Origin of the sequence: Brevibacterium senegalense, assembly GCF_000285835.1 — a bacterium.
Taxonomy (GTDB): domain Bacteria; phylum Actinomycetota; class Actinomycetes; order Actinomycetales; family Brevibacteriaceae; genus Brevibacterium; species Brevibacterium senegalense.
Genome location: NZ_HE978604.1, coordinates 121,299 through 135,494 on the forward strand (window position 1 = coordinate 121,299; position 14,196 = coordinate 135,494).

At 71.3% G+C, this 14,196-nt stretch carries 12 protein-coding genes; 7 read left to right on the forward strand and 5 right to left on the reverse strand.

The genetic code is table 11. The features are described from left to right. Window positions 1–93 precede the first annotated feature (93 nt). The 3 genes from HGBR_RS17420 to HGBR_RS17425 are packed head-to-tail and all read right to left on the reverse strand — an operon-like array spanning window position 94 to window position 3,187. Window positions 94–1,344, reverse strand: a complete 1,251-nt coding sequence (locus HGBR_RS17420) for a DUF4350 domain-containing protein (protein ID WP_019159184.1) — start codon at window positions 1,342–1,344, stop codon at window positions 94–96. Further along, on the reverse strand, window positions 1,341–1,979 hold the full coding sequence (locus HGBR_RS09900) for a DUF4129 domain-containing protein (protein WP_019159185.1): 639 nt from the start codon (window positions 1,977–1,979) through the stop codon (window positions 1,341–1,343). Before HGBR_RS09900 ends, HGBR_RS17420 begins: the two co-directional genes overlap by 4 nt. Further along, window positions 1,976–3,187, reverse strand: coding sequence for a hypothetical protein (locus HGBR_RS17425; protein WP_019159186.1), 1,212 nt, complete (start codon window positions 3,185–3,187; stop codon window positions 1,976–1,978). Before HGBR_RS17425 ends, HGBR_RS09900 begins: the two co-directional genes overlap by 4 nt. A 172-nt stretch (window positions 3,188–3,359) precedes the next feature. Here HGBR_RS17425 and mtrA point away from each other — a divergent pair, with 172 nt between their 5' ends. The 7 genes from mtrA (at window position 3,360) to secA (ending at window position 13,125) form a co-directional block, all read left to right on the forward strand. Further along, window positions 3,360–4,040, forward strand: a complete 681-nt coding sequence (mtrA, locus tag HGBR_RS09910; RefSeq protein ID WP_026077497.1) for an MtrAB system response regulator MtrA — start codon at window positions 3,360–3,362, stop codon at window positions 4,038–4,040. 43 nt (window positions 4,041–4,083) lie between these two features. Beyond that, a complete protein-coding gene (gene mtrB / locus HGBR_RS09915; protein ID WP_245533322.1) occupies window positions 4,084–5,844 on the forward strand; it encodes an MtrAB system histidine kinase MtrB in 1,761 nt (586 codons plus the stop codon). Beyond that, window positions 5,837–7,558 carry an LpqB family beta-propeller domain-containing protein gene (locus HGBR_RS09920; RefSeq protein ID WP_019159189.1) on the forward strand — a complete coding sequence of 574 codons (1,722 nt, stop codon included), beginning with the start codon at window positions 5,837–5,839 and terminating at the stop codon, window positions 7,556–7,558. The genes mtrB and HGBR_RS09920 overlap by 8 nt, the downstream gene beginning before the upstream one ends. Then, window positions 7,558–8,316, forward strand: a complete 759-nt coding sequence (locus tag HGBR_RS17430; RefSeq protein ID WP_019159190.1) for a ComF family protein — start codon at window positions 7,558–7,560, stop codon at window positions 8,314–8,316. Before HGBR_RS09920 ends, HGBR_RS17430 begins: the two co-directional genes overlap by 1 nt. Before the next feature lie 102 nt (window positions 8,317–8,418). Then, window positions 8,419–9,108: a ribosome hibernation-promoting factor, HPF/YfiA family gene (hpf, locus tag HGBR_RS09930; RefSeq protein ID WP_026077498.1), complete on the forward strand. Its 690-nt coding sequence runs from the start codon at window positions 8,419–8,421 to the stop codon at window positions 9,106–9,108. A gap of 26 nt (window positions 9,109–9,134) precedes the next feature. Continuing rightward, a complete protein-coding gene (locus HGBR_RS09935) occupies window positions 9,135–10,364 on the forward strand; it encodes a winged helix-turn-helix domain-containing protein (RefSeq protein ID WP_019159192.1) in 1,230 nt (409 codons plus the stop codon). Window positions 10,365–10,416: 52 nt separating this feature from the next. Then, window positions 10,417–13,125, forward strand: a complete 2,709-nt coding sequence (secA, locus tag HGBR_RS09940) for a preprotein translocase subunit SecA (RefSeq protein ID WP_019159193.1) — start codon at window positions 10,417–10,419, stop codon at window positions 13,123–13,125. A 32-nt stretch (window positions 13,126–13,157) separates the two neighbouring features. Here the strand turns inward: secA and HGBR_RS09945 are convergent, their stop codons facing one another. Together HGBR_RS09945 and HGBR_RS17435 are read right to left on the reverse strand one after the other, a co-directional pair. Next, complete coding sequence (locus HGBR_RS09945; protein ID WP_019159194.1) at window positions 13,158–13,715, reverse strand: Rv3235 family protein; 558 nt, start codon at window positions 13,713–13,715, stop codon at window positions 13,158–13,160. Next, the coding region (locus tag HGBR_RS17435; RefSeq protein ID WP_019159195.1) for a LysM peptidoglycan-binding domain-containing protein at window positions 13,712–14,196 on the reverse strand (485 nt) is incomplete at its 5' end. The genes HGBR_RS17435 and HGBR_RS09945, both read right to left, overlap by 4 nt.

Sequence of the window (14,196 nt, forward strand, 5' to 3'; positions counted from 1 at the left end):
CCGGCTGACCCGGCTGCTGCGGCTGACCGGGCTGCTGAGCCTGATCGGGCTGCTGCGGCTGGCCCGGCTGGTGGGGGTGCTGCGGAGGAACGGTCATAGGGGGTGGACCTCACTCTCGATGGTGGTGATGTCGATGGCGATGCGGATGAGCGACGGGTCGTCGTGCGGGACCTCCGTGAGGAGGACCTCCTCGGTCCAGGCCGGATCGAGACCGGCGGCGGCAGCGGCACGGGCGGAGACCTCGGCGGCGGGTGTGTCCGGCGGGAGCGCGAGGCGACGGCCCAGGCGGACCAGGGCCGCGGCACGCAGGTCGCGCAGGGCCTCGGCCCGTCCGCCCGCCCGCTGGAGGAGGGCGCTGCGGCCGCGGACCGTCTCGGCGGCGGGGACGACGACCGGCAGCGGCTCGATCGCCAGCGGACCCATCCGCCGGCCGTAGACCAGCAGCGCGACCACCACGACGGGGACGGACCACAGCAGGAGCGCGACGGCCCACTGCGGGAAGAGCCAGACCGCGTTCCCACCGGGGGACGTGTCGTCGTCCGCGCGGGGCTGGTCGCGCTCGACCGGGTAGTAGTAGGTGATGGGGTCCGCGGGGGTGAGGACGCCCGCGGTGAGCGACATGTGGCCCTCGAGGTGGATCGTGCTGTTCATGAGCCACTCCTGCGACAGCACCGTGAGCGTGCCCTCGCCGTGGGGGACGCTCGCGAACATGCCGTGCGGCGCGGGGTCGTCAGGATCCGCGGAGTAGCAGAAGACGGAGTCCTGGGGTTCTGAGACGGTCGCGAAGTACTCTTCTCCGATGCCCGGGTTCGTGACGGTCCCCGCTGTGGACGGCACTGTCGCGGAGCAGCCCGGCGCCAGGGTGGACGCCTGCTGGTCGCCGGAGCTCAGCATGTCGAAGAGCAGCGCGTCCGTCCAGGTCTCGACGCTGTACTGCGGGTCGATGAGGACGAGGTGCGCGCCGGACTCCCGCGCCCGGTCGGACAGGTCCGTCATCGCCTCCTCCGTGAGCGCGTACCCGTCCGCGTAGATGAGCACGGTCCCGCCCGCGTCGACGGCGCCCGCGGCGTCCAGGTAGCGCTCCGTCGTCGTGACGTCCCGCTCGTGGTCGCGCAGCACCTCGACGAAGGCATGTCCGCCGTCCTCGCCGGTCGACTCGTAATGCAGCGTCGCGGTGTTCTCGCCGCCGCGCACCAGCACCGTCACGATGCCCGCCAGCAGCAGCAGGATCGCGGCGATCACCCAGAGCGCCGCCGAGCGCGCAAGGCCCCCGGCGCGCTGCCGGAAGCCCGGACCGCCGGCCGAACGGGTGCCGCGGATCGCGACGTCCGTCTGCGCGCTCATGCGTCGCCTCCCGCCGTCCGCACGCGACCTGCGATGCGGTCGTCGAGTGCTCGGCACGACTCCCAGTCCTCGCGTGCGACCCGCGCGCCGGAGAAGGACACCTCGTCGAAGAGGGCCGCGAGCGCGGTGAAGGACTCAGCGGAGGCGGGCAGAGCCTCCGCGGACGCGGTCGCGAGGTCCTGCGCCGTCGACGCGCGGTCGATCGAGATGCGCTGCGCGTGGGCCTGATCCGCGAAGACCGCCCGGACCAGCTCCTGGACGGCGACGCGCCAGTCGCCCGTCTCCGCCGCAGCGTGTGCGGCGTCGCGCAGCGTCCGCGGATCCAGCTCCGAGCGGAACACGGCCGTCCGCGGTGCCGTGGGCTCCAGGCGGACGCCCGCGCCCCGGCGGGCCCACCAGATGATGAGACCCACCGCCGCGAGGATCACGACGAGGAGGACGGCGAAGAGGATCGGGGAGTCGATCGACGACACGGACTGCCCGAGGTCGTCGAAGAAGTCAGCGATCGCCCGTCCGATCCGCTCGAACAGGGTGAGGTCCGCATCCTGGTAGACGGGGTCGGACAGTTCGTCTCGCGCCCACTGCTGACCCTCGTCGCGGCTGGGCTGCGCCGCGAAGTCCGCTGCACCGCTCATGCGGCCGACTCCTGCGGCGAACGGTGAGCCGGATCGATCGTCTGCTGCGTGACCGGCAACGCGTCCGCGTCCCTGCGCGCGGCGGCCTCGTCGAGCTCCGCGCGGCGCAGCAGCACGAGGTCGTAGCCCTCGCGGCGCATCCGGCGGTCCAGGTAGACCATCGCGACGACGCCGCTCAGGTAGGAGTAGAGCAGGGCGGTCATGCCGATCGTGATCGCGGCGACGGCCAGCCCCATCCCGATCGTCAGGCCGAACATGAGGAAGGACATCGCGGCGGTGCCGCTGTCGAGGCTCAGCAGGACGCCGATGAGGACGAAGCCCACCATGACGATGATGAGCAGCGGGGTCATGAGCAGTCCCATGACCTGCGAGGAGAGCAGGTACGACACTACGTACTGGCCCGTCGAGCGCCAGAACCCGCCGCGGGTCAGATCCCACGACCGCCGCAGCGAGGCGATGACGCCCAGGTCCTCGACCGCGATCGCGGCGCCGGCCAGGGACGCCCTGGTGAACAGCCACACCGTCGCGGCCATCCAGACGAGGACGCCCAGTGTCGCGAGCACGACGCCGAAGGGCGGGGAGGCGAGGACCAGGAGGGTGCCGGGCAGCAGGCAGATGCCCAGGAGGAGCAGGTGACCGGCGAATGCGAGCGCGGTGAGCCCCACGAGGCGCAGGCGACGACCGCGCAGGATCCGCCAGACCTCGGACAGCCGCATGCGCTCGCGTGCGACGGCCCTGTCCGCCGCGACGGCGGCGAAGGCGGAGAGGAGAAGCACGAGTGACAGGGCCAGGAGCGAGACCGCCACCGAGCCGGTCTGCACGACGAGGTTGAGGCCCAGCCCCGCCTCCGGGTTCTCCGCGAGTCGCTGGAGGAGTCCCAGACTGCCCATGACGATGACGGCGACGATCAGCACGGAGACGAGGGTCAGCAGCGTGCAGACGATCATCGAGATGCCGAAGGTCGCACCGGGGCTGAAGCGCAGCAGTCGGAATCCTCCGTCCATGACCTCGAAGAAGGTGAACGGTCGCTTGGGCAGCGTGCCCGGCTGGGGCGCCGGCTGCCACTGGGCGGTGGGCCGGCCGCCGGTGCGCTGCCGCAGCGATCCGGACCTCCAGTCGACCTCCGTGCCCCACGCGGAGCCCGTCCCCAGGACGGGTCCGTGCGGTGCGGCGCGGACGTCCTCCGCGGGGTGCGGTGGAGCGGTCACGGGCACCTCCGGGGCTGCGGTGTCTCACTGCGGCTGCGGGTCACCCGACCATCCTGCCACGAGTCCGCCGCAGTGACTCAGTGGCCCGGTGCGGGCATTGCGGCACGGACTGCGGGGGCTCGGGGGCGAGTCCTCCGCACCTGCGTCCGGGAGGTTTGGAACAATGGGCGTCATGAATGCACGCATCCTGGTGGTCGATGACGATACGGCGCTGGCGGAGATGATCGGAATCGTCCTCAAGAGCGAGGGCTTCGAACCCGAGTTCTGCGCGACCGGCGACGGCGCCCTCGAGGCTTTCCGCGCGGTCCGACCGGACCTCGTCCTGCTCGATCTCATGCTCCCCGGCAAGGACGGGCTGGAGGTGTGCCGCGAGATCCGTGCGGAGGCCGGCACCCCCATCATCATGCTCACCGCCAAGTCGGACACGGTGGACGTCGTCGCGGGCCTGGAGGCGGGGGCGGACGACTACGTCCCCAAGCCGTTCAAGCCCAAGGAGCTCATCGCCCGCGTCCGGGCGCGCCTGCGCATGCTCGAGCCGGCGGCCCCGGAGGTCCTGCAGGTGGCAGATGTCACGATCGACGTCGCAGGTCACCAGGTGACGCGTGCGGGCGAGCCGATCTCGCTCACCCCGCTGGAGTTCGACCTCCTCGTGGCGCTGGCCCGCAAACCCTGGCAGGTGTTCTCGCGTGAGGTCCTGCTCGAGGAGGTGTGGGGGTACCGCCACGCGGCGGACACCCGCCTCGTCAACGTCCACGTCCAGCGGCTGCGGTCGAAGATCGAGCGCGATCCGGAGAACCCGGAGATCGTCGTGACGGTCCGCGGAGTGGGCTACAAGGCGGGACCGCAGACATGACCCCGCTGTGCGCAGGGCGCGGATGAGGAGGCCCCCGGCATCGGTGGGTGTCCTCTCTGCGGTGGGCCGCGGACTGGTCGACCTCACGCGATGGCTCGTCTCCCTGTTCTCGCGCTCGCTGCAGGTCCGCATCGTCGTGCTCACGGTACTGCTCACCCTCATCGCGATCTTCGGCGTGGGGACCTACATGACGCAGGTGATCTCCCGCGGTCTCTTCGAGTCGAAGCTGTCCGCACTGTCCGAGCAGACCAGCACCTACGTGGGGCAGTTGGAGTCCATCGCGGCGGAGGACGATCTCAGCGAGGCGCTCAACGTGCAGCTGCAGAGCATGTACTCCCGCTCGCCGTCGCCGCTGCGCTCGATCAGCCTGGAGCCGCGCGACGAGAACTCCCGCGTCCAACCCATCACCGTGCTGGACACGACGCTGGGCGCTCCGCACGTGGACGAGCTGCCGGAGTCGTTCCGGCAGCAGGTGGCGGAGACCGTCGTGGACCAGCAGCGATACCTCTCGATCGATCTGGGCGAGGGGACGGAGGTGCCGGGCCTCGTCATGGTGCAGCCCGTGTCCGTCTCCGGCGCCGGACAGTTCGAGCTCTACGTGGTGGCGGACCTCTCCGAGGAGCAGGCGACGCTCAACTTCGTCACACGCGCGGCCATGGTCGCCGGTGTCGTGCTCGTCGTGCTCGTGGGAGCGGTGGGCCTGCTGGTCTCCCGCCTCGTCGTCACACCCGTGCGGACGGGGGCGGAGGTCGCGCGCGAGATCGCGGACGGCGACCTGGACCGCCGCATGCCGGTGACCGGCCGCGACGAGATCTCGCAGCTGGCGCAGAGCTTCAACGACATGGCCGACAGCATGCAGGAGCAGATCACGCGGATGGAGCGGCTCACCGTTCTCCAGCGCCAGTTCGTCTCCGACGTCTCCCACGAGCTGCGCACGCCGCTCACCACGATCCACATCGCCTCCGACATGCTCTACGAGGTGCGCGACGAGCTGGACGAGTCCGCCCGCCGCAGCGCGGAGCTGCTCAACTCCCAGGTCGACCGGTTCGAGCAGCTGCTGGGCGACCTCCTCGAGATCTCCCGCTACGACGCGGGCGCGGCGGAGCTGGTGACCCGGCCGCACGACGTGCGCGACATCGTGTCCGGAGTCGTCGAGACCGTGCAGGTCGTCGCCGACCGGTCGAAGACGCCCCTGCGGGTGCACGCCCCCGCGACCCCTGTCATGGCGGAGCTGGACCGGGTGCGGATCACGCGTGTCGTGCGGAACCTCATCGTGAATGCGATCGAGCACGGAGACGGGCAGCCGATCGACGTCCACATCGGCGCGAACGCGGAGGGCGCGGCCGTGAGCGTCCGCGACCACGGTGTGGGGATGAGCACGGACCAGGTCGAGCACGTGTTCGACCGCTTCTGGCGCGCCGACCCGTCGCGCAAGCGCACACTGGGCGGCTCCGGCCTGGGTCTGGCGATCGCGCTCGAAGACGCGCACCTGCACGGCGGCTGGCTGCAGGCGTGGGGCGAGCTGGGTGAGGGGTCCTGCTTCCGCCTCACGATCCCGCGCCGCAAGGGTCAGACGATCGCGACCTCGCCCCTGCCGCTGCCGCCGGCGGACGCGGGACCGCGGTCCGCGCTGGTCGCGGGGCCGCCCACCTCCGACGGCTCGATGCGCATCCAGACCGGCAGCATCCCGATCGTCGTCGAGACGGGCACGATCGCCGGAGCCCCCGATCCCGAGGGGACGGGCCCTCGGCCGCGGGCGACGTCCGCGGGTTCGACCGGACACGAGGAGGACGACGATGCGTGAGTTCCCGCGCACGGGACGGGCGGTGGCGCTGATGCTGGGCTCGCTGCTGCTGTTGAGCGGCTGCGCGTCGATCCCGTCCAACGGGGAGACCGGGGTCATCAGCGTCGAGGACCAGGCGCAGCGCGTACAGTCCGAGGTCGAGCCCGAGGGGCCGATCGAGGGGGCGGACCCCAACTCGATCGTCCGCGGCTTCCTGGCGGCCGGGGCCGGCCACGCGGACGACTTCGCCGTCGCGCGGTCCTTCCTCACGGACGACTTCGCGAAGGACTGGGAGCCGGAGTCCAGTGTCGTCGTCATGCCGGGCGGCGCGGACTTCGACACCATCACCTCCGAGGTGTCCTCCGACCAGCAGAGCATCTCGATGTCGCTTCCCGTGGACGCGACCCTGGACTCGCAGCGGGTCTACCGCGAGGAGCGGGACGACACGGAGGTCGACCGCGACTTCTCCCTGCGGCAGGTCAACGGGGAATGGCGGATCTCCTCGGCGCCCCAGGGTCTGGTCCTGACCGCGTCGTCGTTCGCGACCGTCTTCGACTCCTATCCGCTCTACTTCTTCACCCCCGGCTACGAGCACCTGGTCCCCGACACCCGCTGGTTCATCCGCTCGTCCACCACGGCGACGCAGGTGATGGCGGAGCTGCTGGCGGGGCCCGCGGACCGTCTGAGCGGTGCGGTCATCACGGCGATGCCGGACGGAGCACATCTGGACCCGCGCTCCGTCACCGTCTCGAACGGGATCGCGCAGGTGGGCCTCGACGAGTCCGCGCAGGGCCTGGACGACGACACCCGTGGCAGGATGCTCGACCAGATCTCCACGACGCTGCGGGGCCTGTCCTCCACCAACGCGGTCGAGGTGACGACGCCGGCCGGCCCGCTGACGTCGGACCCCGGCGACAGCGCCGCAGTGGGCGTGCGCGTCGACGCTCCGCCCGTCGTCATCGCGGATGGCACCCTGGCACGGCTGGACGAGACGAGGCTGGACCCCATCCCGGACCTGCCGGAACTGGGGGACTCGCCCACCGATCCTGCGGTCTCACTGGACGATTCGACCTATGCGTACCTGGCCTCCGACGGCGAGGAGCTGCACCGGATCCTGCCGGACGGCGGGGGGGACGCCGTGCTGCGCGCGGAGGAGGACGGCCTGGCCGGACCCAGCTTCGACCTCCACGGCAGCGTCTGGTCGGCTCAGCGCGAACAGGGCGGGACCGGTGAGGTCCTCGTGTTCCTCGAGTCCGGCGACGCCATCGACCTCACGGTCCCGTGGCTGTCCGAGCGCACGGTCGAGGCAGTCCAGGTGTCCCGCGACGGCACGCAGCTGGCAGTCCTCTCGCAGACGGCGCGCGGTGCCACCCGGATCGATGTGATCGGGATCGTGCGCGGCGTCGACGGGGTCCCCACCGGGGTGTCGGCGGGCGAGCCTCAGTGGGTGGGCGCCGGCTTCGACTCGATCCGCGACCTGTCCTGGGCCGGATCGGACAGCCTCGTGATCCTGGCGGCGGAGGCGCAGGCGGATGACGCCCAGCCGTACGTCGCGCCTGTGTCCGGTCCTGCCGACTCGCTGGGGGACGTCCCGGGCGGCTCATCGATCACCGCGACCTCGGACGCGCGTTCGATCCGCCTGAGCACGAGTGCCGGCGAGCTCTACTCGTTCAGCGCCGACACCTGGCAGAAGCACGTCGATCTCGTGGTGCACGACCCCGCGTACCCCGGCTGATGGCGACCTCCCGGCGGCGCGGACGCGGCCTCGCCCGTGCGCTGCGGGGGAGGGGCGAGGAACTGCTCGATCTGCTGCTGCCGCGGACCTGCGCCGGCTGCGGGGTGGAGACCGTGAGCCTGTGCGGCCGCTGTCTCACCCGTCTCCAGCCGGCACCCGTCACGGTCGTCCCCCGCTACGGGCTGCTGCCGGTGACCGGGGCCGGTGCGTACACGGGGACGCTCCGCGAGGTCGTCGTGGCCCTCAAGACGCGCAGACGGACGGACGTGCTGCCCGTCGCCGCGCTGCTCCTGGCCGCCGCGATCGCAGCCGCGCTCGAAGAGTCCGGGTATGCGGGAGGTGCGGTGACGGCGGTGCCGGTCCCGACCTCGGCGGCGGGGGTGCGCGAGCGCGGCCGTGATCTGGTGGGGGACCTCACGGACCGGGCCTGCCGCCTGCTGGCGGACGACGGGGTGGACATCCGCGGCGACCGCGTGCTCACCGTCGTGCGGCATCGCGACCAGGTGGGGTCCGGGGCGAAGGAACGGCGTCGGAACGTCGCCGGCACCCACGCGGGTGCGAGCGGCGTGCGCTGGGAGAGGCTGCAGGACTCCGCGCGCGTCCTCCTCGTCGACGACGTCCTCACGACCGGTGCGACCCTGGCGGAGTCCACGCGGGCGCTGGCCGTACGCGGCGTGCGGGCACACGGCTGCGCGGTGCTGGCGGCCACGCCGGACGGCGGTCGGAGGACCGCTGCAGCGGGTGACGCGCCGGTGTGATCTGCACTTCATCCCGGTGAACGGATGGTGTTCAATGGAGTGTACCCAGCGAGCGCCTGGGTACGGAGCGATCCGTAGGACGAGTCGCCAAGGAGAACCACCATGGACGTTGTAGTGAAGGGTCGTCACCAGGCCGTCTCGGACAGTTTCCGGGACCACGCAGCAGAGAAGGTCTCGAAGGTCGAACAGCTCTCCCCCCGCGCTCAGGCCGTCGAGGTCCAGCTGCGCCACGAGAACACCCGCAACCGCGAGGAGGAGCAGCGCGTCGAGATCACCGTGTTCCAGAAAGGCCCCGTGCTGCGCGCCGAGGCCAGCGCGGATGACAAGTACGCGGCACTCGACCTGGCATGGGCGAAGCTGCTCGAACGCCTGCGGCGGGTGAAGGACCGCGGCAAGGTCACGCGCACCGGGCACCGCCGCAGCCACTCGACGGGTGAGGCGCTGGCCGGTATGGAGGTCGTCGACCCCCTCATCCCCTCGGAGCAGGACGGTGCCGCCGCCGCGCCGCAGGCCGAGGACGATGCGGTCCCCGCGGGCGAGGATCGGACCAACGGTCGCATCCACGCGGAGGGCGACTCGCCGGTCGTCCTGCGCGAGAAGCGCTTCCCGGCGCAGCCCATCGGGCTCGAGGAGGCCCTCAACCGCATGGAGATGGTGGGGCACGACTTCTACCTCTTCATCGACGAGGACACGTCCCAGCCGTCCGTCGTCTACCGCCGGAAGGGGTGGAGCTACGGCGTCATCGCCCTGGACGAGTCGCTGTCGCCGGAGAGTTCGGAGACGATCTCCTGACCGCGCACCCCGTCCGGGTCCCCCGGGTGAGCACGGAGGCGGCGAAGCGCATCGCGCTCGCCGCCTCCGGCTTCGACCGGCCCCGGCCCGCGAACCCCGACGCGCGGCACCTGCGGCGGGTGTTCGACCGTCTGGGCGTCGTCCAGATCGACTCCGTGCAGGCCGTCACCCGCTCGCACTACCTGCCCTTCTTCTCGCGCCTGGGCCCCTACCCGCGCACCCGTCTGGACTCCCTGTTCCACACGGCCCCGCGCATGGGCGTCGAGTACTGGGCGCACGAGGCGGCGTACGCGGCGCCGGAGACGGTGGCGGCCTTCCACCGTCGACGCGGGGAGTGGTTCGTCCACGACTACGGCCAGCGCGACCCGCAGCACGGAGCGGAGTTCCGCGCACTCATGGAGGCGCTCGTCGCGGAACTGGCGCACGGGCCGGGCACCGCGCGCCGGCTTGCGGACCGCGTCCCGCACTCTCTCCCGGAGCGGGACCGCGGTCACTGGGGCTGGAATCCCACGCGGACGCGGTCCGCGCTGGAGGCGCTTTTCCGGTCCGGACGCGTCGCGTGCGCCGGGCGCACCCCGCAGTTCGAGCGGGTCTTCGCGCTGCCGGCCGACGTGCACCCCGCGCTGCCGGACCCGAAACCGACTTGGGGACCCGGCCACGATCCGGAGATGGGGGCTCGACCGGGCGGGGCACGGCCCCCGCGCGGTGTCACGGGCCTGGAGGACGACGCGATCGCACTCGTGCGGACCGCGGGGCCCGCGGTGGGCATCGGCACCGTCGACTGCTACGCGGACCACTTCCGTCTGCCGCAGGCGTCGACGCGCCGGGCGATCGAGCACCTGGTGGGCACGGGCGAGCTGCGCGAGGTGTCCGTCGACGGCGTCCGCGCCTGGCGCTGGCACGAGGCGCGGGCCCCGCGCGCGGTCCCGGCGACCGCCCTGCTGGCGCCGTTCGATCCGCTCGTCTTCAACCGGAAGCGCATCAGCTGGCTGTTCGGCTTCGACTACCGGATCGAGATCTACACGCCCGAGCCCCAGCGGCGGTACGGCTACTACGTCATGCCGTTCCTGCACGACGGAGCGCTGCGTGCGCGGGTCGCGGTCCGCGCCCGCAGGGAGGAGGGCGTGCTCCTGGCGGCGATCCACATGGAGCCGGGGGAGGACTGCACAGACGAGGTCCAGCGGGAACTGCGGGAACTGGCAGAGTGGCTGGAGCTCCCGACGGTCGAGGTCCTGCCTCCCGGGCGGATATGCTGAGGGGCGGACTTCACAGAGCGGACCGCGCACCCGCGCGGGATTGAGGAGAATCGTGGCGAACCTGCTGGAGAAGCTGTTGAGGACCGGCGAGGGCCGCACGCTCAAGCGACTGCGCGCCTACACGACGGCGATCAACAATCTGTCCGACGAGTTCGAGGCGCTGTCGGACGCCGAGCTCCGGGAGGAGACCGATCGCTTCAAGCAGCGGCATGAGGACGGCGAGACGCTCGACGCGCTGCTGCCCGAGGCGTTCGCGGCGGTGCGCGAGGCCTCGTCCCGCACCGTGGGGCTGCGGCACTTCGACGTGCAGCTCATGGGCGGCGCGGCCCTGCACCTGGGCAACATCGCGGAGATGAAGACCGGTGAGGGCAAGACGCTCGTCGCAACGGCGCCGGCCTATCTCAACGCACTGTCCGGCAAGGGCGTGCACATCATCACCGTCAACGACTTCCTGGCGGAGTACCAGTCGAACCTCATGGGCCGCGTCTTCCGGTTCCTGGGCATGGAGACCGGCTGCATCCGGGCGCAGATGAGCAACGACGACCGCCGCACGCAGTACGCGGCGGACATCACGTACGGAACCAACAACGAGTTCGGCTTCGACTACCTGCGCGACAACATGGCGTGGTCGGTCGACGAGATGGTGCAGCGCGGCCACAACTTCGTCATCGTCGACGAGGTGGACTCGATCCTCATCGACGAGGCGCGCACCCCGCTCATCATCTCCGGCCCGTCGGAGGGCGGCGCCGACCGCTGGTACGGCGAGTTCGCGCGAGTCGTCAAGCGCCTCAAGGCGGAGCGCGACTACGAGGTCGACGAGAAGAAGCGGACCGTGGGCATCCTGGAGCCCGGGATCGAGCGGGTCGAGGACTACCTGGGCATCGGCAACCTGTACGACGCGGACAACACCCCGCTCATCAGCTTCCTCAACAACGCGATCAAGGCGAAGGAGCTGTTCAAGAAGGACAAGGACTACGTGGTGCTGGACGGTGAGGTGCTCATCGTCGACGAGCACACCGGCCGTATCCTCAAGGGCCGCCGCTACAACGAGGGCCTGCACCAGTCCATCGAGGCGAAGGAGGGGGTGGACGTCAAGGCGGAGAACCAGACGCTCGCGACGATCACCCTGCAGAACTACTTCCGCCTCTACGAGAAGCTCTCCGGCATGACCGGCACGGCGGAGACCGAGGCCGGCGAGTTCATGTCGACCTACAAGCTGGGCGTCGTCCCGATCCCCACGAACCGCCCCATGCAGCGCGTCGACCACGCGGACGTCGTGTACAAGCACGAGAAGGCGAAGTTCGCGGCGATCGTCGACGACATCGCCGAGGCCCACGAGGCCGGACAGCCCGTCCTCGTGGGCACGACCAGCGTCGACAAGAGCGAGTACCTCTCGAAGATGCTGTCGAAGCGCGGCATCCGCCACGAGGTGCTCAACGCGAAGAACCACGCGCGCGAGGCCGCGATCGTCGCGATGGCCGGCCGCAAGGGCGCCGTCACGGTCGCGACGAACATGGCCGGCCGCGGCACCGACATCATGCTGGGCGGCAACGCGGAGTTCCTGGCGGTCGCCGCGATGGAGTCGAAGGGCCTGGACGCGCGCGAGGACCCGGAGGCCTACGAGGCCGCCTGGCCCGAGGTGCTGGCAGGCGTCGAGGCGCAGGTCGAGGAGGAGGCGGCGGAGGTCCGCGAGGCCGGTGGCCTCTACGTGCTGGGTACGGAGCGCCACGAATCGCGCCGCATCGACAACCAGCTCATGGGCCGTTCGGGCCGCCAGGGCGACCCGGGCGACAGCCGCTTCTACCTGTCGCTCACGGACGACCTCATGCGCCTGTTCGGGTCCGGCGCCGCCGAGCGGATCATGACGATCGCGAACGTGCCGGACGACATGCCGCTCGAGACGAAGATGGTGTCGCGCGCGATCCAGTCCGCGCAGAACCAGGTCGAGGAGCGCAACGCGGAGCAGCGGAAGAACGTCCTCAAGTACGACGACGTCCTCAACCGCCAGCGCACCGTCATCTACGACGAGCGCCGCCGCGTGCTGGAGGGTGCGGACCTGGCCCAGCAGGTGCAGGACTTCCGCGAGGAGGTGCTGAACGCCTACGTGACGGCGGCGACGCAGGGCCCGCCGGACTCGTGGAAGCTCGACGATCTCTTCGAGGCCGTCGGCCGGCTCTACACGCCGTCGTTCACGGCGGAGGAGCTCGTGGAGGACGCGGGCGGATCCGTTACCCGCGAGACCCTGCGCACGGAGATCCTCACGGACGCGGACCTGTTCTACGAACGGCGCGAGGAGACCCTGGGCGAGGACGCGACGCGGGAGTTGGAGCGCCGGGTCATGCTGTCGGTCATCGACCGCCGCTGGCGCGAGCACCTCTATGAGATGGACTACCTCAAGAACGGGATCGGGTTGCGCGCGATGGCGCAGCGCGACCCGCTCGTCGAGTACCAGCGCGAGGGCTACGAGATGTTCGTCGCCATGCAGGAGGGCATCCGTGAGGACGTCGTCCGCCTCACGAACACCCTCGAGGTCACGGTGCGCGAGAAGCCCGCGGTGGGCGCAGGCGGTGCGCAACTGGGCGCGGCCGTGGCATCGGACTTCGGGGTGACGGTCGAAGCGGACGAGCTGAAGCCCAAGAAGCAGCAGCTCCACCTCAGCGCACCGGACGAGTCGGGCGGGACCGCTGAGTCCCACGATGAGTCTGAGGCACCCGCACCCACCAACCGCGCGCAGCGGCGGAAGAAGCGGAACGGCTCCTGACGATCTGAGGGTCGCACGGGCTCCCGCCGGCGTCAGATGCTCAGGAAGTCGCTGAGACGCCAGCGGGAGCGCCTGCGGGTCAGCCGCAGCGCCAGCGCGCGGGGCCGCCGGGTCGTCGTCACGACCAGAGCGATCTCCACGACGGAGTCGGACACCTCGCAGAGGCGGGGCGCCGAGGTGCTCCGGGGCCTGTCCGTGTGCGGATTGCGCTGCGACAGGGACTCACGCACGCGCACGTGCTCGAGGATGCGCTCGAAGAGCGGGACTTCGACCCACTTCTCGATGCTGGTGGCGGCGCGCGAACCCACCAGCACTTCGACGAGCGCGGTCGCGAGGGCCGGCGACATCGACTCGAGCAGCCGGCGGTCCTGCGGGTCCAGCGGCTGCGACGTCGGTGTCGCCGCCCCCGCGGACGCCGCGCCGCCCGACTGCGCCGAGTGGCCGGGCCGGGGTGTGCCGCCGGACCGTGCCGGTGCCCCGGGCGTCGGACCCAGCGCGGTCGGGGGGACTGTGTGCGTCTCTGCGGTGTGCGCCGGTGCACCCGTCCTGCGGGGGCGGACGAGCGTGAGTGTGGGCTGCGCGGGGCTCATGGCAGCACCAGTCGCTGACCGGGCAGGATGAGGTTCGCGTCCATGCCGATGACGTCACGGTTCGCGTCCTTGAGCTCCTGGACCCCTGCGGCGATCTCCGCAGGTGCGGCTCCGGGCAGTCTGTCCGCACTGATCCGCCAGAGGCTGTCGCCCGCGACGACCACGTGGTGGTCTGCGGGCGCATCCTGATCGCCCGATCCGGAGGCGTGGTCGAGCGCGTCCCGGGCTGAACCGTCCGTGCTCGAGCCGTCCGCACCCGGAGCCGCCGTCTCCTCGACGAGGGGCCAGCGGGGATCCGGCGCACCGGTGGAATCGTCACGGTGGGTCTCCGCCGGGGTCGGCTCAGCGGGTGCGGACTCCGCGGGAGTGAGGGGCCAGGCGGGCGACGGTGAGGACGCCAGGGCCGGGCCCGCCAGCACTGCCGCCGTGAGAGTGCCGCCCACGGCGGCGGTCAGTGCGGTGCGCGCTGCGCGCGGGGCCA